The organism is Streptomyces sp. NPDC050211 (genome assembly GCF_040656035.1).
Classification (GTDB): Bacteria; Actinomycetota; Actinomycetes; order Streptomycetales; family Streptomycetaceae; genus Streptomyces.
This window is the reverse complement of sequence record NZ_JBFALC010000085.1, coordinates 15,309-34,794: the sequence shown is the minus strand read 5'-3', so window position 1 is coordinate 34,794 and position 19,486 is coordinate 15,309. Positions and strand designations below refer to the sequence as shown.

Genomic DNA, 19,486 nt, shown 5'->3' with positions numbered 1-19,486 from the left:
GGGCGGGCGGCTGGTCCCCCGCCGGCGGGCCCCCCCGGCCCGGGCGGGCCGGGCTCCCCCTTGGGCCCCCGCCCCCGACGGGGCTTTCCTGCGTTCCTAGGGTCTGCTTTCGTGACGCGCAGGCAACTCTCGGACGAGCAACGGAAGTTGATCGAGCCGTTCCTGCCGATGGCGGCAGGCGTCGGCACCGACCCGGACGGCGCGGCTGCCGACTCGGCCGCGGTGGTGGCCTTGTCCCGGGTGAACGCCAGTGCGCCGAAGCCGAGTTGGTCGTATCCGCCGCTGTTCGGGCCGTAGTCGCCGCCACCGCCCTCGGGCATGATGCGGGCCACCATTTGTCCGGTGTTCAACATGTCCATTCCGCGCCTGATGGCGTAGTGGTGGTAGACCTGCTCCCAGACCGAGCGCTCATGGCCACGGCCGCCTTCGGAGATGACGGTCTGCTTCGTTTCCACGCAGTGCGGGCCGTTTTTCCAGGTGTTGGTGGTGATGCCCATCAGGCTGTGGGCCTGGTCGCGCCCGCTCTCCTGCCACTGGGCCAGGCCCACGTCGTCGTAGACACAGGAGACCGCGTTGGCCAGAGAGCCATTGCCCGCACCGTTGTGGAAGTAGTCCACCGTCTCGTCGAACTTGGCCTGGTCGTCGCAGAGGATCCCGATGGCCGTGTCGCGGTTCAGGAAGTCGTGGTTCATGGACAGGCAGGTCGCCGATGGCGGACGCTCCCAAGCGCCGCCCGGAAAGGACTCCGGTCACTCGTCGATCCCGGGGTGCCAGGTGCTCGCGTAGTCGGGGTGGTTCCAGTCGGAGTGCGAGTAGTGCAGGCCCACCTTGAGGCCCTGATCGCGCAGCGCGTCCACGTACCCGGTGATCAGGTCGCGGCCGGCCGGGGTGCGCCGGCCCAGGAGCAGCGACTCCGCTCCGCGATCAACCCCCGGCCCAGCCCGGCTGGCGGACCGGCTGCCTGATCCCGCCCCGGGTGGCGTCACGCCGCCGCTGACGCCATGCGCACCACACCATCGCCGCCCGACCACTCGGGCTGCCCGCTCAAGGGCAGGTTCCGTCGAGGTTCGGGCCTACGACAGGGCCGACCGCGAGTCGGCAGTCACCGCCGAAAGGCCTGCCGGCGGGAATGCGACGACCTGGACGGCGAACGGCGACAACACCACCTACCTGGCGTGAGGGGTTCGCACGCGATAGGTCCGCAGTTTCCGGTACAGCGTGGCGCGGGCGATGCCCAGGGCCGCCGCCGTGCGGGTCTTGTTGCCGCCATGAAGGCGTAGGGCTTCCAGGATGGCGGAGCGTTCGGCATGCTCCATCGGGCTGAGTGGCCGGGGCGCCGGGCCTTCACGCACGGGGTCCGGCAACTCGGCACGCCGGACGGGCCCTGTCGCGAGACGACTCTCGGCCAACGCCCGTACCAAGTGGGCGAGTTCGGTGACATTGCCCGGCCACGAGTACTGCTCCAGGGCGCGCAACGCATTCAGCGTCCAGGAGAGCGGGGGTCGTCCCGGCGCGGGCGCGGGAGTCAGGGCCGCGACCAACTCCCTGATGTCATCGGGCCGTTCACGCAACGCGGGAAGCGTCACCGAGTGTGCTGTCAGGGTGTCCAGGAGTCGTTGGAGGCACGGACCCGGCGACGTGCCGGGTGTGTAGGTGACCAGTAGGGGTACGGCCGGATGCGATGCGAGCAGCGAGTTGAGGGTCGCCGTGTCGAACTGCGCAAGACGCTCGACATGACGAATCAGGAGCGGTCGCCCCTTCACCAACTCGTCCATCGAGACGCCGAGTTCACCTTCCGCCGCGTCCACGATCAAAGGGTTCGAGACCAGTTCCCGTGCGAGTGACGTCTTCCCGGTGCCGCGCTCGCCGATGAGAAGCAGGGGCTCTGGAGGCCTGCTCAACTCCATCGCGCGGCCGACCGCATGCCGCCAGGGCACCGATCGCCCGGCCAGTCCCACGACGGTGCCCGTGGCCGAAGCCACGACGCCATGACCCACCGGCTCCAGCACGGCCACCGCTCCGACGATCGAGCCCAGGTGGCGCACAGGGGTGAGGGTCGCGTAGCAGCCCGTGCCGTCCGGGATCCGGATGCGGTACGTGGCCGAACTCGCCATGTTGGCAGCCGCTTCGCGCCCTCCGTCAAGGCCTGATGTCGCGTGCGGGTTGGATGCCGAGGCTTCGGCAGTGCCTGATGTCGGATCGGGCGCCGCCCCCGGGCGTGCTGCAGGAACCGGTGAAAGGTCGATCCCGGACACCGCAACCGTGCCCGGGGCGGCCGCGAACTCCGATAGCGCCCAGTGACCCGAGTCCTGCAGCAGGGCGACCGCGTTCCGCTCCAGTGCCTCCAGTCCTTCCGGCGACAGGAACTGCCCCGCCGCCTCGCTGACGAGCCGATTGAGACCGTCGACGGCGACGACCGCGCGAGCCTGCTCCCCTGCGGCCTGCAGGTACGCGTCCAGCAGCACCCGCTCAACCCCCCGCGACCGCGAGAGGAGTTCCGCCTCGACGGCGATCGTCGCGGCCTCGGCGAGCGGGGCCCCCGGATGCGGCCCACACTCGGCGCACAGGCGGGAGGTCACCGTGACTGTGCCCACTGGTTTTCCGGCCCCCGGTGCCCGTATCGGCACGCTGACCGCGGAGACGTCCTGCCACAGGTCGAGGAAGTGCTCGGGACCGTGCACCTCGGCGCGGCGGCGCATGTGCAGTGCAAGGGCTGCGCTGTTGTGGCCGACCACTTGTTCGGAGAGTTCCAGGCAGCGGCGACCGGCGGGCGCGCACCCGGTGGCCCACAGCACCCGCAGCGCCCCATCGGTGAGTACAAGCGACGCTTGCTCTGTGCCGACGGCGGGCGCGATCCGTTCAAGGACGGGCTGGGCCGCGGCCAGCAGTGCGGACTCGGGCGCTTGTCCAGAATGCCGTGACGCGTCCGGTACCGGGTCTGCCACGTCGTGCCGCACACCGAAGAACCGGGCGCGCTTCCAGGCCGCCACGACTTCTTCAGGCACCCCGTCGGGCAGTTCATGCCCCATCAGGAACAGCTCACGGGCCCTGCGCAGCGAAGCGAGCGCGGGTCGGACGGAGGGATGCTCTGCGGTGGTCACGACGGCGCTCACCCTACCCGAGCGGTTGAACGCGCAACGATCCCGGCGCGTATTCCCCGTGACACGGCCGACGCACTGTCTCTTATTGAGACACCCACGCCACCGCCTTCCCCTTCATGTTCTTGGAAGGTCGGCCCGTGTTCCCATTTGCCCTGGAGCGTTACCCCGTGCACACCGTCGAGCCCGATGTCGTGACCGACGTACTGATCGTCGGCAGCGGCCCCGCCGGCGCCTCCGTCGCACTCGCCCTGAACACCGACGACGCGCTGGAAGCCTTGTGAGGTCTCCGCGGCCACCTCGATACACCCGCTCCCTGGCCGAACTCGGCGGACAGCGACGTGACGGTGGGGGCGCGCGAGGCGACCGGCAGGCGGACCCCGATCCGCGGCCGCTCACCACAGCGGGCGGACTCTACGTCCTGAGTGCCGCCTACGAGGAAGGCCGGCCGTCGGGGCGGCCGTGACCGCACCGGGCTGCGGCCTGCACTCGAGCACCCCCCCACTGAGGTCCGGACGCCCACTCACGTCCCACTTCCACCCAAGTGCTGACCTCAACCGAGGTCTCGCTGAAGCTCCGACAAAGACTGGACTGAAAGGTGAACTCCATGCCCCTTCGACTGCTCCGGCGGCGACTCAGCAAATCCTCCAGGGGCGCTGAAGGCCTCGCGCTTCCCGTTCCGGCCGGCGCGGGTGTCGTCGTTCGTGAGGTACTGGATCCGGTGAACCAGCCCCTGGGCGCCGCGGATGTGACGGTGACGGAACTCCGCAGCCACCAGATCTCGGCACGCGGCACCACGGACCCATACGGTTTCTTCATGGCCGTCCTGCCGCCGGGCAGCTACAGCCTGCTGGTCGCGGCCCAGGGGCTGGAACCGCACCGCGAGACCATCGAGGTCGTCGCGGACGCCGACCCGTCCCCGCAACGTGTGTGGCTCCAGTCGGCGCGGCAGCTCGAACTCCCGGTCACCGGCACCTGGCTCTTCGACCCGCCGCACACGGCGATCCGCTTCATCGCCAAGCACGTCGGCATGGCCCATGTGCACGGCCGTTTCGAACGGTTCGAGGGCGGGATCCAGGTCGTCGAGGACATGTCCCAGTCCCACGTCCACGTGCGCATCGACGCGTCCAGCATCACCACGGGCAACAACACCCGGGACACGCACCTGCGTTCCGCCGACTTTCTCGACGTCGACCACTTTCCGTACATCGACTTCACCAGCACCCGCTTCGCCTACCGAGGCGGCAGCAAGTGGACGCTGCAGGGCACTCTGACCATGCATGGCGTGAGCCGGTCGGTGGCGCTTGACACGACGTACCTGGGCATGGTGAACGGGGGCTACGGCGAGGAACTGCGGTGCGCTGCCCTGGCCAAGACGGAGCTGCACCGCGAGGACTACACGCTCAACTGGCGCTCGATGCTCGCGCGCGGCATCGCGGTCGTCGGGCCGACGGTCCAGCTTGAGCTGGACGTCCAGGCGATGTACCGCACGCATGACACACCGAAACCTCCGCAGTAGCCTAGCTGCCGGGCCGGACAAGCCCGTGGTCGAAGGCGAATACCACCGCGTGGACGCGGTCGCGCAGGCCGAGCTTGTCGAGAACGCGACCCACGTGGGTCTTCACCGTGGCTTCGCCGACGTGGAGACGGGCGGCGATCTCCGCGTTGGACAGGCCGCGGCCCAGCAGGAGCAGCACCTCGCGTTCGCGGTCGGTCAGGCGGGACAGGCGGTGGACGACATCGGGCGGGGGCGTAGCGGGGGTGGCGCGGGCGAACTCCGCGAGCAGGCGGCGGGTGACCGAGGGACCGAGCAGGGCCTCGCCCGCCGCGAGCGTGCGGATGCCCTCGATCAATGTCTCGGGGGGACTGCGCTTGAGCAGGAATCCGTTTGCGCCCGCACGGACGGCCGCGAAGACGTATTCGTCCAGCTCGAAGGTGGTCAGGACCAGGACCTTGGGGCTGTTGTGCACTGCCGTGCCGGCGATGGCGCGGGTCGCGGCGATCCCGTCCAGGACCGGCATACGGATGTCCATGAGGACGATGTCGGGTGTGGCCGCTGCCGCGAGCCGTACCGCTTCCCGGCCGTCGGCCGCCTCGCCGACCACGGTGATGTCCGGCTGGGTGTCCAGCATCATCCGCAGCCCGGCGCGCATGAGGTCCTCGTCGTCGGCCAGCAACACCCGGATCACGGCAGCTCCTTCAATGGGATCAGGGCGGTCACGCGCCAGCCGCCGTACTCGTCGGCACCGGCCTCGAAGGTGCCGCCCAGGCGGGCGACGCGCTCACGCATGCCGGTCAGGCCGCGGCCTCCAGGAAAAGAGCTGGGCTCGGTGGGCGTGCCGTCGTCGGTGACCGTCACTCGTATCGCACCGGCGACGACATCGACGCGTACGACGGCATGGGCCGGGCGAGCGTGCCGTACGACGTTGGTCAGTGACTCCTGGACCACGCGGCGCACCGTCTCCGCGACAGCGGGAGTCAGCTCGCGCAGCCGGGCCGGGTCCGGCGGCAGCCGCAGATCAGCTGTGACGCCTGGTGGCAATTGGTCGACCAGTGCACGGAGCGTCCCTTCGGAGTCGTACGCCTCGGTGAGCAACCCCAGCACTCGGTCGAGGTCCGTCATCGCGCCGCGGCCCACCTCCTCGATACGGGAGAGCGCCTCCCGCACCGGCGACCGGTCCTCGCCCAGGGAGAGGCGGGCCGCGCCCGCGTGGGTCACCATCACGGTCACCGCGTGCCCGACCGCGTCATGCAACTCCCGTGCCATCCACGTCCGTTCAGCGGTCGCGACCCGCTCGCGGTCGCGGGCCCGCAGCGCCTGCACAGTCTCCCAGCGCGACCTTCCAGCGCGCCCGACGAGCCAGGCCACCGTGTGCACGGCGACGGCCGGGATGAACGCGTCCGAGTCGCCGGCCAGGACGGCGAGCACGGCGGCGACCGGCAACACCGCCATTTCCAGGGCGCGTTGGGACGGACGGCCCTGCACGACCAGGGTCAGGGCGAGCGCCGTGGCCAGCGAGACATTGGTGACGGGCACCCCGGATGCCGCCGCCGCCACGGTGGCCGATGCCGCGGCCCACAGCGCGCATCCGGGCGCGTAGCGGCGACCCGCGATCGCCACGAACCACACCACCGCGCAGGTCCGTTCGACCACAGGGCCGCTCAGCACCGACGCGGTGTGGTCGGACGGCCCGATGGCGATGACCGCCGAGAGGTACGCGGTGATCAGGTCGAGCAGCATCCACAGCGGGCCGCGGTCGACGTCATGGTCGGGCCGCCACCGCGTACGTATGTCTCCCCTGTCCCCCACGCGGGCCACGCTACGGGCCTCCGGCGTGCGCGGCCGTCCCCCTCGCGGTGGACATCGGGTCCACCCGGACGGGGACCGGCCCGGCCGGACCGGCTGACGCGCCCTGTCGTGCCCCGGGCCGAGCATCGCCGTATGACGACAACAACCCAACTTCCTTACCAGGCAGTGCCGGTGAAGCCCAGGCGACGCCGTGTGCTGCTGACCGTTGTCCTGATCCCGCTCGGCGTTGTGCTGGGACCGATCGCCGCGGCCGCCGCCTTTCTGGTCACCGCCACGGCGACACCCCGTATCCCGCTCCTCCTGGCCGCGGCGCTGGCGGCGCTGATCGTGTCCTGTGGACTGCCGGTGTACGGGGCCGTGCGCCGACGGGGCGTGACCGCCGCCGTCACCGCGGCCGTGTCGCTGATCACCTCGCTCGCCGCATTTCTGACGGTGTTTCAGCCCTTTGATGTGGCTGCGCCGCAGCCCCGATCCGAACCGACCGGCTACTGGAACCTACCGACCGGATCACGGCTCGCCTATACGCTCCAGCGCGCCCAGGGCACCCCGCGCCCCACTCCGGTGATCGTCCTGCACGGCGGCCCGGGTACCCCCGGAGACGGCCCCGATCCGGTGGAACGCGCCCTCGCCGCGCGCGGCTACGACGTGTACGCCTACGACCAGCTCGGTTCGGGCCGCTCGAACCGGCTGACCGACCCGACCGGCTACACGGTCGCCCGTCAGGTCGCCGATCTGGAGGCCGTACGAGTGCGGATCGGCGCCGATCGTGTCGTACTGCTCGGCGCTTCCTGGGGTGCGACGCTCGCCGCCGAATACCTGGCCGCGCACCCCGATCGGGTGACCCGGATGGTGCTCACCTCCCCCGGCGTCCTGTGGGCACCGGCGTGGCAGGACCGCGAGGAGGGCGACATCTGGGACCGACTCACCCCCGCGCAGGAACGCGGGATCGACGCCCTTGAGGCCAGTTCCCGCCTGGCGGCCTGGTCGCTGCTCATGGACGCCGATCCGCGCGCCGCCCACGCGCTGGTCCCCGACGCCGAACTCGACCCCGTCTTCGCCAAGCTGTTGGCCATCGCCGCGCCGGCGGCCACCTGCCATCCCGGCCTACCGCTCAAGAACCTGCCGGCCTCGCTGCCCGGCTTCTACTCCAACCAGCTCACCACCGAGGACCAGCTCACCGTTCCCGACCCGCGTCCAGCGCTGCGCCGCGTGCGCGTCCCGGTACTCATCCTGCGCGGCGCCTGCGACTACAAGAACCCCGCCATCGCCCGCGAGTACCGCGACGTCCTCCCGAATGCCACGCTCCGGACCATCGCGGGCGCGGGACACATCATCGACGCCGAACAGCCCCACGTGTACCGACGAGCGGTCACCGGATTCCTCACCGGTCACCCATAAGCGACTCACTTCAAGCGAACCGGGATGTCGATGCAGACTCTGCGGCAAGACCGCATCCTCCACGAGGCCTACGAGACGGAGGAGGTCGCGACGGGACCGTGCACACGCGTCGCTGCTGTCGGCTACTGCTCGCCCAGACCGGTGGCGTGTTGATCCACCTCGATGTCCGAGCGCCGTACGCCGGTGAGTCGTGTGGGCCGGAAGGCCCCAAGGAGGTCCTGCTCCTGATCGGTTGAGATTTCGGCCGCGACCAGCCGTCCCAGAATCGGCGCCAGGGTGATCCCACTGTGCGAGACGAGGCAGTAGACGCGGGACTGCGCGGAGGCATAGCCCGCGACGGTGTGGCCGTCCGCGGGCAGTGACCGGAAGCCGATGCGCAGGTCGATCTCCGGTGCCCGGCCCGGGTCGGGCAGCAGTGCGGAGAACCGTCGGGCAAGGGTGCTCGCGATGTCCCCGTCCGCGGACGGAGGGTCTGCCGGATCGACGTCGGCGTTCAGATCGAGAGCCTGCAGGACGGTATGCCCGCCGGCCTCGGGGCGGAGGTTGAGGCCGGGGCTGTGGATCACGCAGCGCAGGTCGAGTTCCGGGGACCTGGCGTACCCGAGCAGACCGACGGTCGGCGCTCCGCGACCGGTATCCGTCACCATGGGAAGGTCGATCCCGGCCCGTGCGGCGAGCCGTTGGGTCCAGCGGCCTGCCGCCAGGACGACTCGATCGCCCGTGCGGACCTCGCCTCCGGCCAGGGTGACGGATACTCCGTCAGGCCTGTCGTCGATGGCTACGACCTCGCCGATCGCGCACGTGGCTCCGTGCTCCTCGGCGTCCGCCAGCAGGTTGTTCACGAAACGGTCCGGCAGAACGTATCCCTCGCTGGGGAAGTGCGCGATGGACGTGATGGCCGCCGGGATGCGGAGGGCGCCTGCGATCCGCGCCGCTTCGTCGGGGGTGACCCAGTGTGCGGGGTAGCCGAGTGCCTGCAGTCGTTCCACGTTGTCGGCGAGCCGCCGCTCGTTTGCGGCGTCCGCCCACTGCAGCGCCCCGCTGGGGAAGTACGAGGGTGCACCGCCCAGTTGCGCGGCGAGCCTGGTGTGCTCCTCCATCCCCGCGAGGTTCAGCCGGTGGTAGTCCGGGTCGGGCTTCCGGCTGGAGTTGGTCCAGGCGAAGGTGGTCGCGGTCGTGCCGGTGCCGGCTCCCCGCTGATCGAGCAGGAGAACGTTCTCGCCAACGACGGCAAGCTGCCTCGCGACGCTCACGCCCAGCACGCCGGCACCGACGATGATGACCTTCATTGTGTGCGCATTTCCTTTCTGGCAGCGGCACGCTGGACGTTCGCGAGGGGACCTCACCGGTCGGCCGCTGGCCGGCCGGGACCGCGCGACGCAGGCCACTATCGGCCACGGTGTGCATACCCGCGTTGCACGCGCAGGACCTGTCGGAGCCGCGGGAGCGCGCTCGCTGGAGTCATCGAGTCCTTTCCGGCGGTGCCGTTATCGGGGCAACGAGACCCCCGCCCGCTCGACGGCGGCGAACGGGCTGAGGTGGAGCCACTGCGGCAGGGCACGGCAGGCGGTGTGGTCGCCGGTCATGCGCAGCGCTTCGTCGCGAAGAGCCGCCGACCAGCTCATGTCGCCCATCCAGATGCGGGTGAGGGTCGGCACGTCGGTCTCCAGCCACACACTGATGGGGAATCCCGGGTCGGTGTCGCACACGTCCGCACCGGCGGACCGGGACAGGACCAGCCACCAGAGCTGCTGACCGGTGGGCGCGTCACGGAAATGGAGCTGTACGGTAGCTGCGCGTTCGGGCATGCGTGCCGGTCGGGAGTCCCGGCTGATGTCGAGCATCAGGAGTACAGGGTCGAACTCGTCCGGGCGCAGCTCCTGCATCCAGCGTGCGCCCCACGCGCCCATCTGCTCCAGTAGCGGCCGCAGTTCCTCCCCGGCCGGGGTCAGGCGGTAGCGGGGCTCGTCGTCGATGAGGTGGCGCTGTACGAGACCGGCCCGCTGCAGCTCGCGTAGCCGCGTCGCCAGCAGCGACGGCGACACCCGGGGCAGGCCGCGATGGATGGCGTTGAACCGGTCCTCGCCCCACAGCAGTTCACGGATGATCAGCAGCGTCCACCGTTCGGCGAGGACCTCTGCGGCCCGGGCGACCGGGCAGTACTGGCCGTAGCGCTTCATGGGCCCCGTCCTCTACGCGCGGTTCGGACCTCGCCGCTACAAAAAACGTACTAGGCCGGCGGTGGCGCGTCCCCCAGTCTCAGGAATGGATACAGAAACACGCCCCCGAGGAGGAGCTACATGCCTGGTAAAGCGGTCATCAGCCTGACCACCGGCCTGGAGGACCCCGAGCGGGTCACCGTGGCGTTCCTGGTGGCCGTCGGTGCGGCGGAACTGGGGCGTCCCACGCTCATGTTCCTCACGAAGGAGGCCACCCGGCTGACCATGGACGGCGTGGCGACCGGCGTCGCCTGCGACGGCTGCCCGGCGCTGGCAGAGCTCGTGGCCCGGTACGCCAAGGCGGGTGGGCGCTATCTGGTCTGCCCCATTTGCTTCGACGCCCGCAAGCTCGACAAGCAGTACCTGATCGAAGGGGCGGAACTGGGTGGAACCGTTCCCATGTGGCAGTGGATCGGCGACGAGGGCGCGACCACCTTCAGCTACTGACGGGGCGGATTCACAACGACGCCACGGACGCACCGGAGCCGCTGACCGACCCCAGTGATGAGTTTTCGTGTTCGCACCCGTCACACCTACGACGGGACACGACGAGGCGGAAGGATGACGTGATGAGTGCGGACACGCGGCTGGAGGAGCTGGGCGTGAGCGGGTTGGGCGAGAGTGGGCTGGGCGAGGTCGACGAGCCGGCGTTCTCGGAGCTGGCGGAGCGGCACCGGCGGGAGCTGCACGTGCACTGTTACCGGATCCTCGGGTCGTTCGATGACGCCGAGGACACCGTGCAGGAGACGTTCCTGCGTGCCTGGCGGCGCCGGGAGACCTTCGAAGGCCGGTCGACGTTCCGGGCCTGGTTGTACCGGATCGCCACCAACGCCTGCCTGGACCTGCTCGCCAAGCGCCGCCCGGAGCCCGCGACCGGCGGCGAGGTGCTGTGGCTGCAGCCCTACCCGGACCGGTTGCTCGACGAGCTGCCCGCGGGCGACGCGGACGAGCCGGAGGCCGTCGCCGTCGCGCGGGAGACGATCGAGCTGGCGTACCTGGTCGCCGTACAGCACCTCGCGCCACGCCCGCGGGCCGTGCTGATCCTGCGGGACGTGCTCGGCTGGCCGGCGAAGGACGTCGCGGAAGCCCTCGGGGACTCCGTCAACTCCGTGAACAGCGCGCTACAGCGGGCCCGCGCCGGCATGCGGGAGCACCTGCCCGCCGACCGGCAGGACTGGACCGGCGGCGAACAGGACGCCGGGACGCGCGAGCTGGTGCGCCGCTTCACCGACGCCAGCGTGGCCACGGACATCCCGGCGCTCGCCGCGATGCTGCGGGACGACGTCCGCTGCTCGATGCCGCCCACACCTGGCCTGTACGTCGGCCGCGACACGGTCGTGAACAACTGGGTCGAGGACGGCTTCGAGGGCATGAAGGGCCTGCGCGCCATCCTGACCTCCGTGAACCGGCAACCCGCCGCCGCCTTCTACCTCTGGCAGAAGCAGGAGGGCGCCTACCTGCCGCTGACGCTCGACGTCCTGCGCGTCACCGGCGGGGCGATCAGCGAGATCGTCACCTTCCACGACGACCAGTTCCCGCGGCTCGGGCTGCCCGAGCGCCTGCCGGCGGACGGCACGGAGTAGTCCCGGTGCGGACACTCGCCCTGCGCGGTGGCGCGCGTGTCGCGGTCGTCGCGGCGGACTGGTATGACGCGTTCGGCATCGTCACCCGCGGGCGGGTGCAGCTGGAGCTGCGCGACGGCGAGCTGGGGCCGGTCCTCGGACGGGACGCCGGATTCTGGCTCCGCGGCACCGGCGTCCGCGCCCTGCGCAACCCCGGCCGTCGCACGGCCAAGGTACGCATCGTCACGCCCAAGGCCAGGACCGGCCCATGCCAGTCAACACCCGTACGCCCGTGGCCGAATGAGGGAGGAACGACGGGCACAGCATGAATGACACCAGGGTCGTCACCGGCGGGGCCCGGCATCGGCCCGGACCAGCCACCCCCACCGACTTCGCGGGCTCGCCGGCACCGGCTTCATCGCCACGCTAGCGGCGATGGCGGCCACCACCCTCGCCGCAGCGCTTGCCCAGGCCGTTGGCGTCGACTGCGAAGTTCCCGAAGGTGGCGAGACGATCCCGCTGTCCGGCTTCGCCGTGGTGACCGGCTTCTTCTCGGTCGTGGGCATCGTCATTGCCGTCGCTCTTCTTCGTGCGCCTCCCCTCCGGGGCAAACACCGCCACCACCGCCCTCCTAGGGCTGCACCTCGTCCCTGCGACGGTGATGATCCCCACCCTGGCGCGGAGCCTCCGCACCCGGACCGATTGACGATGTGAAGGTTCCACCGCCGAGCACCTGGCCCCGGCAGGAGGGCTGCGGCTTCGCCGGGGCTCCCGCTGATGACCAGCGCCGAAGCGGCCTTCGACTGATCACGGAGCTCCGATCAAGGATGCACGTGACCACGACGAAGGCCGCAAGGGTGAGTCAGCTCGCGATGGACAGGAGTCGTCCTCAACGTTCCGCCAGGTCCTGCTACGGATTCGTACGCGTGAGCTCGGGCTCCTTCTCCAAGCCAGCCGAGGACATGTTCCCTTCCCCAGGCTTGGATCCACTCTCCGCCGCTGTGTCCGCAGTTCGGCCCCTGCCCGGAAGCAGGAGGGCCACGGTCACGGCGCCCACTCCCAGGATCGCCGCGCCCACCAGGCTGGTGTGAGCTACCGCGTCCGCGAAGGCGGAGCCGACCGCGTCTGCCATCTGGTGGGCGCCGTTGGCGAGTTGGTCGGCCTGCTCCTGGAGCTGCGCGGCCTGCTGCGGATCGGTCGCCCGCGCGGCCTGCTCGGTGAGCTGTCGCGCCTGGTCGCCGATGCCCTGGGCGACCCCGTACCCGGCGGCCACCGAGTCCTGCGCCTGGCTCAGCGCGTCGGCCGGGAGTTTGCTGCCCGCGGTCGCGTCCGACAGGCCCGACGAGTACGAGGTCGACAGCAGCGAACCGAGAATGGCGATGCCGATCGCCCCGCCCAGTTCCGTGGAGGTGTCGTTGACGGCGCTGCCCACGCCCAGCTCTTCCTCCGGGAACGCGCCCATGATCGCGTCCGTGCAGGGCGCGATCGCCAGGCCCATCGCGAGCCCGAGCGTGATGAGGGGCGCCACGAAATCGCCGTACGACGACGACTTGTCGACCTGGGTGAGCAGCGCGAGAGCCGCCGTGCCGCCGACCATGCCCGCGACGATCACCGCCCTCCTGCCGACGCGCGGGGTGAGGTAGCCGGTCAGCACGGAGCCGGCGAAGACCGCGCCGGCGAGCGGCAGCATGCGCAGGCCGGTCTCCAACGCGTCATACGCCAGGACGAACTGGAGGTGCTGAGTGACGTAGTAGAAGGCACCGAAGACGGCGAGGAAGAACAGTACGACGGCGATGTTGGCGCCCGTGAACGCGCGGTTCGCGAAGCGGCGCGGGTCGAGGAGGGGGTGCGGGTGGTGCAGCTCCCAGAGGACGAACGCCACGAGCCCCACGACCGCGACGACCGTACCCGTGACCGCCTTGGCGTCCCAGCCGTGCGGGGCCTCGATGAGCGTGAAGACCAGCGCGGCGATCCACACCACCGACAGCAGTCCGCCGACGTAGTCGATCCGCGGCGCGTGCGTGGCCTTGGACGGCGGTACCAGGGCGAAGGCGCCGACGATGGCGAGGGCGATCACGGGAACGTTGATCAGGAAGGTGGACTGCCAGCTGAAGCTCTCCAGCAGCACGCCCGCGATCAGCGGTCCGGCGGCGATGGCGATACCGGCGGTGCCCGCCCACAAGGTAATCGCCTTGGTCCGCTCGGCGCGCGGGAAGGTCGCGGCGACGAGGGAGAGCGTGGCGGGCATGATGAGGGCCGCGCCCACACCCATCACGGCACGGGCCGCGATGACCCCCGTCGCGCTGTCGACGAGTGAACCCCATATCGCTCCGCCACCGAACAGCACGAGCCCGAGAACGAGCGCGCCGCGTCGGCTGTACTTGTCGCCGATCGCGGCGAACAGCAGCATCAGGGCGGCGTACGGGATGGTGTAGCCGTCGATGACCCACTGCAGGTCCGTGCTGGACAAGCCGAGGTCCTGAGTCATCGAGGGAGCCGCGACCGTGAGGGCGGTGTTGGCCATCACGATCATCAGCAGGCTCAGACAGAGCACGAGCAGCGCCCACCAGCGCCGGGCGTAGGGCCCGTTCATTCTCTCGACCGGTTCGTTCATGAACACACGCATGGAGGGCGGTCCTTTCGTCAAGGGGATCCGCGCAGTCCCCCGAGGGCAGGGGTGGGTGCACGGAACGAAGGGGAGGCAGCGAGCTTCCGTTCGACAGACTTTATCAGTCGACAAAGTCGAAAGATCTAGTCAGGGATCACAAGACTGGTGTGAGGTGGGTCGCACGGCGGCGGTGGTTGCGTCCCTGTGCCGGCAGGTTGTCTGCCCTCGGGCGGGTTCCGTCCTGCAGAAGGACTCGGCCGGTGACCGATGAGTCTGCGGCGCACTCGCGGTCTACCTGCGAAGAGGCAACCGCCCCGGGACAACGACACTGGAAACGACGCCATGAGGGAGACCGAGGGTCCTGTGCAGCGAAACGTCATCATCTTCCATGGAACGGGCGCGAACCCGGAGGTCTGCTGGTATCCGTGGCTGGGCCGACAACTGGCCGAGCGCGGGTACGCCGTCGAGATACCGCATTACCCCGACCTGAACCAAGAGCCCATTGCCACGTTCCTGCCAAAGGTGCTGGCCAACCATGTCTTCGACGAGCGCACGGTGTTGGTCGGTCACTCGGGAGGCGCCGCGCTGCTGCTCGCGGTCCTTGAGCACATCGACGTGACGGTGTCCCAGGGCGTCCTCGTAGCCGGGTATTCCACACAGCCCAACGCCCGAGACGAACCCGTCCTGCAGACCAGCTATGACTGGGCGGCGATCAAGGCCCATGTTCGCGACCTGTACTTCATCAATTCCCGCCACGACCCGTACGGCTGCGACGACAGGCAGGGGCGCGCATTGTTCGAGCGGCTGGGAGGCACGCAGATCGTCCGCGATGACGGGCACTTCGGCGACTACGACCAGCCGTATGAGACCTTCGAGTTGCTCGACAGACTCATCGGCTGATCGTGACGGCCTCCAACAACGCCGCCGACGCCCGCCCGGCGATCGGCGGTGACCGGTGAGCGGCGCAGTGGACCCTTCCCCGGTACTCGGGACCCCTCCCGAGCCCTGTGCGGCATGGTGGCGTGTCGTATCCCGGTGGTGAAGGGTGAGTTGATGGCGGAGGAGAGCGGGAGATCACGGACGGCGGGGAGTCGTTGTTCCTGGAGATCCTCGCCATTCCGGCGCTCCGCGACGACCCCCTCCCCCGGTGCCTCGTCTCCGAGTCGATCAGGACCGACTGATGACCCCCGAGCAGTTCAAGGATGTCGTCGCGGTCCTGGAGAACCCCCTGTTGGGCGAGGCGTCGCGGGCGACGCTGACGCTGCGTCGGACGTACCTGGAGCACCGATTCGGCGGCGGCATCGGGATCGGTGACGCCCGCGGCGGGGTGGCCGCGGGGAGCCACGAAAACGAACTGGCCGCTGACAGGGGTGGAGAAGATGCTCAGTGCCGACGAGATCGCCCGCCTGGCCGAGCGGGCCGGTCTCCGGCGCGACGACGGCTCCCGCGGGTGGCGCGCGCGGCGCGCCTGGCGGCGGCTGGTGAGCGCGTGCGCGGCCGGGGATGCGGCGGCCCAGGAGGCCGTACAGACAATGGAGTTGACGGACACGGACGTGTTGGGGCTGCTGGCGGCGGCACCGGCCGAGCCCGCCGCCCGCGCCGCCTACCTCGTCCTGATCGGCCAGGGTGCGCAGCACCAGGCCCTCGATCTCGACGGCTCCCTGCTGACCCTGGCCTACCGGGCGGCTGTTCCCGAGGTGCGTGAGCGGCTGCGGGCGCACCTGGCCGCCGAGGGCGGCACCGAGGTGATCCGGGCGGTGGTCACCGGCGAACAGCGCGACCGGCTCGCCGAGATGTCGTACGACGAACTCGACCACCTCGGCCACCACCTGGCCGAGCGCCGAAGCTGGGACGAGCTGCGCCGCCTCGTCCTCGACCTCCCCCTGGCCAAGGCCTCCGCGGCAGCCCGGCTGCTGCCCGCCGGGGAGCGCGGAGCGGGGGCGGCGGAGGTTCTCTCGGATCCGTCCGTGCCGTCGCCGGGACAGCTCCGGGCCTTGGCCGAACGCTTGCCGCGGCGGCGCTTGATCCGGCATGACTTCGTCGGCTCGTACCAGGGCGCGTCGTTCTCGCCGGACGCCTCTGAACTGGCCTTGCAATACTCCCGGCCCACACCGTGGTCCACGGATGTCCACGCTGAGATCTTCCGGATAGGGACTGGAAAAGTCACGCGCCATTTCACCCGGCACATAGTGACTGGACCGGTCGGCGGCAATTCGATCCTGCACCTCGGAGACGAGATCCTCGTCAGGGAGAAGACAAGCAAGCATCTTCGACAGATCATCCGGATCTTCCCCGAGCGCGAGACCGTCGGCCCGCCGGCCCCCGTATCCGTCATGCGAAGGTCGAGCGGCGGCGCGGTGATGCTCTGTCCCGAAGGGTTCGCCTTCGTCGACCGCCATGCCCAGGATCTGAGGTATCTGACGATGCCGCAGTTCGGCGAGAACGGAGCGTACGGCCGGCTCAGCCACGAGGGCGTCTTCGGGGGTCTCACCACACTGCCCACAGCCCGGCTCGTCGCGTTCTGCACGAAGGAGCATGCCTTCGTGGCAGACGAGGACGGCGACCTGCTGCGCGCGATGACGATGCCCCGGGAATCCGCCCGGTTCGACCCCGCGCTCTCCTTCTTTTCCCCCGACTCACTGGCGGTGCACCACAAAGCTGCGAGGCCCGAGCATCCGGTGACCCACGTCTGGGAGTTCAGGCCGGACGGCACCCTGCGTGACACCGCCAGGCATTGGGGCCCGATCCGGAATGGGTTCCTCCCGCACGGGTGGCGCAGCAGCCTCGTCCTCGACGACGCCTTCGCCGAACGCATCCATGCCGTCGACGGATCCTGGGTCGACAACGGCGCGCACTGGCTGCAGCTCGACGCCAAAACCGCCTCCGGGCGAGCACGGCGCGCTCTCATCGCCTTGTCACCGGGACAGGACATGTACGTCACGGAGGTCAGCCGCGGCAGGCAGGCCGTCGAAGTGCACAGCCCCCACCTCTCCTCCGCTCGCGAACTCCTGGAGCGGCCCCTGCTGCACGCCACTCCCTCGGACCTCCATCTGATCCGGGAATTGCGGAGCAAGATCGGCGCCCCCGACGTACGGGCGGCTCTCGGCCTGCTCTCGGCCTGTCTCACCGACCGCTTCGGCGGCGACATCGCCCTTGGCGCCACGGGCTCGAGCCCCTTCGGCGGCCCGCACGACATCGCCCTCGGCGAGGACGGGAATCGGTGAGCCCGATGCGCACACGCACCGCCGCGCGGCTGCTGCGGCTGCCCCTGCGCCATGGCCCCCTGCGGAGGCGAGCCCTCGACACCGTGTGGCAGGCCTGGCTCGGCGCACCTGATCCGGCGCTGTGGACCCTGCTGGAGAGGCGCGGATGCGCGGCGAGCGGAGCCGAGCCCTCGACGCACGCCCTCAGCCGGCTCGCGCTCGGCGACGAGGACGTGGCACTCGGCCCGGAACTGCTGGTCGAGACCGCCACCCGCTTCGACCACCCGATCGGTGAGCGGGCCCGTGCCCACCTGATCGCGTTGAACGATGCCGAGGCCGTCGGCCTGTTGTGCCGTACGGCACTCACCTCACCCGAGGCCACGGCCTTCTGCGTCACGCACCACCTGGCTCCCGCCGACGAAGTGGAACGCGCCGCCTTCTTCCTGCGGACCGGGCAGCACGAGCAGTACAGGGCGCTGGACCCCGACGGGGCCCTGCTGGCGCTCGGCTACCGCGGCGCGTCGTCCGAGGAGCGCAGGGCCCTGCTGGAGACGGTGACGGAGACGGGTGACATCGATCTGCTGCGTGTGCTGGCGGGCCGGCACTCCGGCCCCGGCGGCTTCGCCTCGCTCGGCGAAACGGAACGCAGGCGGCTGCTGGAGCAGTTCGCGGCCCGTCGTGACTGGGACCACTGGTGGCAGCTGGTCCAGCTGATGCCACTGCTCGACGCCGTGCGGGCGGTCCAGGATGCCGGCGCGGCCTGGCGACCGACGGGCGACGACGACCTGAGGGTGTTCGAGGCGTTGCGGGGCGTCGAAGCCGCTGCCTTGGAGGCGTGGACGCGTGACGGTCTCGGTGACGGGTCGTCGCGACTCGTTCCGGCCCGCATCACCATGCCCGGCCTCGGCGAGCCGGTCACCATCGTCCACGACATGGATTTCGCACCGGACGGCACCCAACTCGCCGTCGCCGGACGCGTGGGCGACCGCGGACTCGCCGGGATCATCGACCTCGGCAGCGGGCAGTTGTCGCGGCGGTATCCCGACGCCGCGCGCCCGCTGGACCAGGTGGCGCACCTGGGCGCCGACACCATCATCGCAGTCGACGCGGAAGAGCCCGGCGACATGCACCATCCCAAGCGGATCCACCGCTTCGCCCCGGACGGCGTACGCCCACTCGGCTTCGCGGCCACCCGGATCAAGAGCCTGCAACGCGTCACCGGCGAGGGCGCCTTCCTCGTCTCCTTCGGACAGATCGACGGGTTCCGCTGGCAGGCGAGCGTGTCCGTGGGCGACCGTGACGGCTCCCTCGCCGACAGCGGAATCCTCGACGGACTGCCCGACGTCGTCCCACAGACCATCACCGTGGGTCCCGGCGGCCATCGGATCGCCATGGTCAACACCGACACCGCCGTGGTAGCCGACCGTGAGGGAACCGTCGTGAACGTTCTGGACAACGGGCCCAGGAGCACCCACCCGAGGCCGCTCGCCGCCATGTCGGACACGGTCCTCGTCCGCGCCGACGACCTGGGCGGCAGCCTGGACATGTGGCACGAACCGCTCGTGTCCACCCGGGCACCGGTGTCGAGAACCGTCTGGTCGTCCAAGACGTCCCTGTACGGCCTCGCCTGGTCACCCGCGCTGAACCGGTTCGTGGCGATCGGGAGGCCCGACCTGTCGCTGTCCCTGTGGATCCTCGACATACCCGAAACCCGCGACAGTCCCCTGCCCGACAGCCTCGTGGCCCGTCAGGTCGGCCTCACCGGTCACCCGGGCAGCGTGCGACTGTCGCCGAAGGGTGACGTCCTGGCCTCGCTGGACTCCGTAAGCCTGACCCCGACCGTCGAGCTCTACTACCTGCCCCTCCTCGCCCTGCGGCCACGCGTCGTACGGCCCATGGGCCTGATGAGTCTCCAGGATCTGTCCGACGTGACCGCAGCGCTGGAGAGCCCCGCCCTGGACCACACATCCCGGCCGATTCTCCGCGCGCTGCACAGCTGCCTGGAACACCGATTCCGGCACGACGTGGGGATCGGGCAGACAACGGACGCGGGGGACTTCGAGATCGAGCTGGGCGAGGTGTGAGGAC

General features: G+C 70.2%; 16 protein-coding genes and 2 pseudogenes. 10 read left to right on the top strand and 8 right to left on the bottom strand.

The window, feature by feature from the left end:
- The 3 genes and pseudogenes from AB0I98_RS44270 to AB0I98_RS44260 all read right to left on the bottom strand — a co-directional run.
- A pseudogene (locus AB0I98_RS44270) lies at positions 1-692 on the bottom strand (hypothetical protein); the annotation flags it as partial.
- A 69-nt stretch (positions 693-761) separates the two neighbouring features.
- Positions 762-902: pseudogene (locus AB0I98_RS44265) on the bottom strand (alpha-L-fucosidase); the annotation flags it as partial.
- Between the two features lie 264 nt (positions 903-1,166).
- Positions 1,167-3,029: a helix-turn-helix domain-containing protein gene (locus tag AB0I98_RS44260; protein ID WP_362951746.1), complete on the bottom strand. Its 1,863-nt coding sequence runs from the start codon at positions 3,027-3,029 to the stop codon at positions 1,167-1,169.
- A 209-nt stretch (positions 3,030-3,238) separates the two neighbouring features.
- Between AB0I98_RS44260 and AB0I98_RS44255 the strand changes: the two genes are divergently transcribed.
- Positions 3,239-3,382, top strand: coding sequence for a hypothetical protein (locus AB0I98_RS44255; protein ID WP_362951744.1), 144 nt, complete (start codon positions 3,239-3,241; stop codon positions 3,380-3,382).
- A 323-nt stretch (positions 3,383-3,705) separates the two neighbouring features.
- Entirely contained in the window at positions 3,706-4,617 is a 912-nt protein-coding gene (locus AB0I98_RS44250) for a YceI family protein (RefSeq protein WP_362951743.1), read from the top strand.
- Between the two features lies 1 nt (position 4,618).
- On the opposite strand, the gene AB0I98_RS44245 is transcribed toward AB0I98_RS44250, so the two are convergent.
- Together AB0I98_RS44245 and AB0I98_RS44240 are read right to left on the bottom strand one after the other, a co-directional pair.
- Positions 4,619-5,287 (bottom strand): response regulator transcription factor, encoded by a 669-nt coding sequence (locus AB0I98_RS44245; RefSeq protein WP_362951742.1) that lies wholly within the window; start codon positions 5,285-5,287, stop codon positions 4,619-4,621.
- Positions 5,284-6,408: a sensor histidine kinase gene (locus tag AB0I98_RS44240; protein WP_362951741.1), complete on the bottom strand. Its 1,125-nt coding sequence runs from the start codon at positions 6,406-6,408 to the stop codon at positions 5,284-5,286. The genes AB0I98_RS44245 and AB0I98_RS44240 overlap by 4 nt, the downstream gene beginning before the upstream one ends.
- 132 nt (positions 6,409-6,540) lie before the next feature.
- On the opposite strand from AB0I98_RS44240, the gene AB0I98_RS44235 reads away from it, so the two are divergent.
- Entirely contained in the window at positions 6,541-7,806 is a 1,266-nt protein-coding gene (locus tag AB0I98_RS44235) for an alpha/beta hydrolase (protein WP_362951740.1), read from the top strand.
- 122 nt (positions 7,807-7,928) lie between these two features.
- Here AB0I98_RS44235 and AB0I98_RS44230 read toward each other — a convergent pair whose 3' ends face one another.
- Complete coding sequence (locus tag AB0I98_RS44230; RefSeq protein ID WP_362951739.1) at positions 7,929-9,095, bottom strand: FAD-dependent oxidoreductase; 1,167 nt, start codon at positions 9,093-9,095, stop codon at positions 7,929-7,931.
- A 198-nt stretch (positions 9,096-9,293) separates the two neighbouring features.
- Positions 9,294-9,986 (bottom strand): helix-turn-helix domain-containing protein, encoded by a 693-nt coding sequence (locus AB0I98_RS44225; RefSeq protein ID WP_362951738.1) that lies wholly within the window; start codon positions 9,984-9,986, stop codon positions 9,294-9,296.
- A gap of 120 nt (positions 9,987-10,106) precedes the next feature.
- Between AB0I98_RS44225 and AB0I98_RS44220 the strand changes: the two genes are divergently transcribed.
- The 4 genes from AB0I98_RS44220 to AB0I98_RS44205 all read left to right on the top strand — a co-directional run bounded on the left by AB0I98_RS44220 (position 10,107) and on the right by AB0I98_RS44205 (position 12,301).
- Entirely contained in the window at positions 10,107-10,472 is a 366-nt protein-coding gene (locus AB0I98_RS44220) for a hypothetical protein (protein ID WP_362951737.1), read from the top strand.
- 122 nt (positions 10,473-10,594) lie between these two features.
- Positions 10,595-11,608, top strand: coding sequence for an RNA polymerase subunit sigma-70 (locus tag AB0I98_RS44215; RefSeq protein WP_362951736.1), 1,014 nt, complete (start codon positions 10,595-10,597; stop codon positions 11,606-11,608).
- 5 nt (positions 11,609-11,613) lie between these two features.
- On the top strand, positions 11,614-11,916 hold the full coding sequence (locus AB0I98_RS44210) for a hypothetical protein (RefSeq protein ID WP_362951735.1): 303 nt from the start codon (positions 11,614-11,616) through the stop codon (positions 11,914-11,916).
- Positions 11,917-12,022: 106 nt separating this feature from the next.
- Complete coding sequence (locus AB0I98_RS44205) at positions 12,023-12,301, top strand: DUF6069 family protein (RefSeq protein ID WP_362951734.1); 279 nt, start codon at positions 12,023-12,025, stop codon at positions 12,299-12,301.
- Positions 12,302-12,497: 196 nt separating this feature from the next.
- On the opposite strand, the gene AB0I98_RS44200 is transcribed toward AB0I98_RS44205, so the two are convergent.
- A complete protein-coding gene (locus AB0I98_RS44200; protein ID WP_362951733.1) occupies positions 12,498-14,213 on the bottom strand; it encodes an MFS transporter in 1,716 nt (571 codons plus the stop codon).
- 324 nt (positions 14,214-14,537) lie between these two features.
- Here AB0I98_RS44200 and AB0I98_RS44195 point away from each other — a divergent pair, with 324 nt between their 5' ends.
- The 3 genes from AB0I98_RS44195 (at position 14,538) to AB0I98_RS44185 (ending at position 19,482) form a co-directional block, all read left to right on the top strand.
- On the top strand, positions 14,538-15,095 hold the full coding sequence (locus AB0I98_RS44195) for an alpha/beta fold hydrolase (RefSeq protein ID WP_362951732.1): 558 nt from the start codon (positions 14,538-14,540) through the stop codon (positions 15,093-15,095).
- Positions 15,096-15,574: 479 nt separating this feature from the next.
- Positions 15,575-17,419 (top strand): hypothetical protein, encoded by a 1,845-nt coding sequence (locus AB0I98_RS44190; protein WP_362951731.1) that lies wholly within the window; start codon positions 15,575-15,577, stop codon positions 17,417-17,419.
- A gap of 5 nt (positions 17,420-17,424) precedes the next feature.
- Positions 17,425-19,482, top strand: coding sequence for a hypothetical protein (locus AB0I98_RS44185; protein ID WP_362951730.1), 2,058 nt, complete (start codon positions 17,425-17,427; stop codon positions 19,480-19,482).
- Positions 19,483-19,486 lie beyond the last annotated feature (4 nt).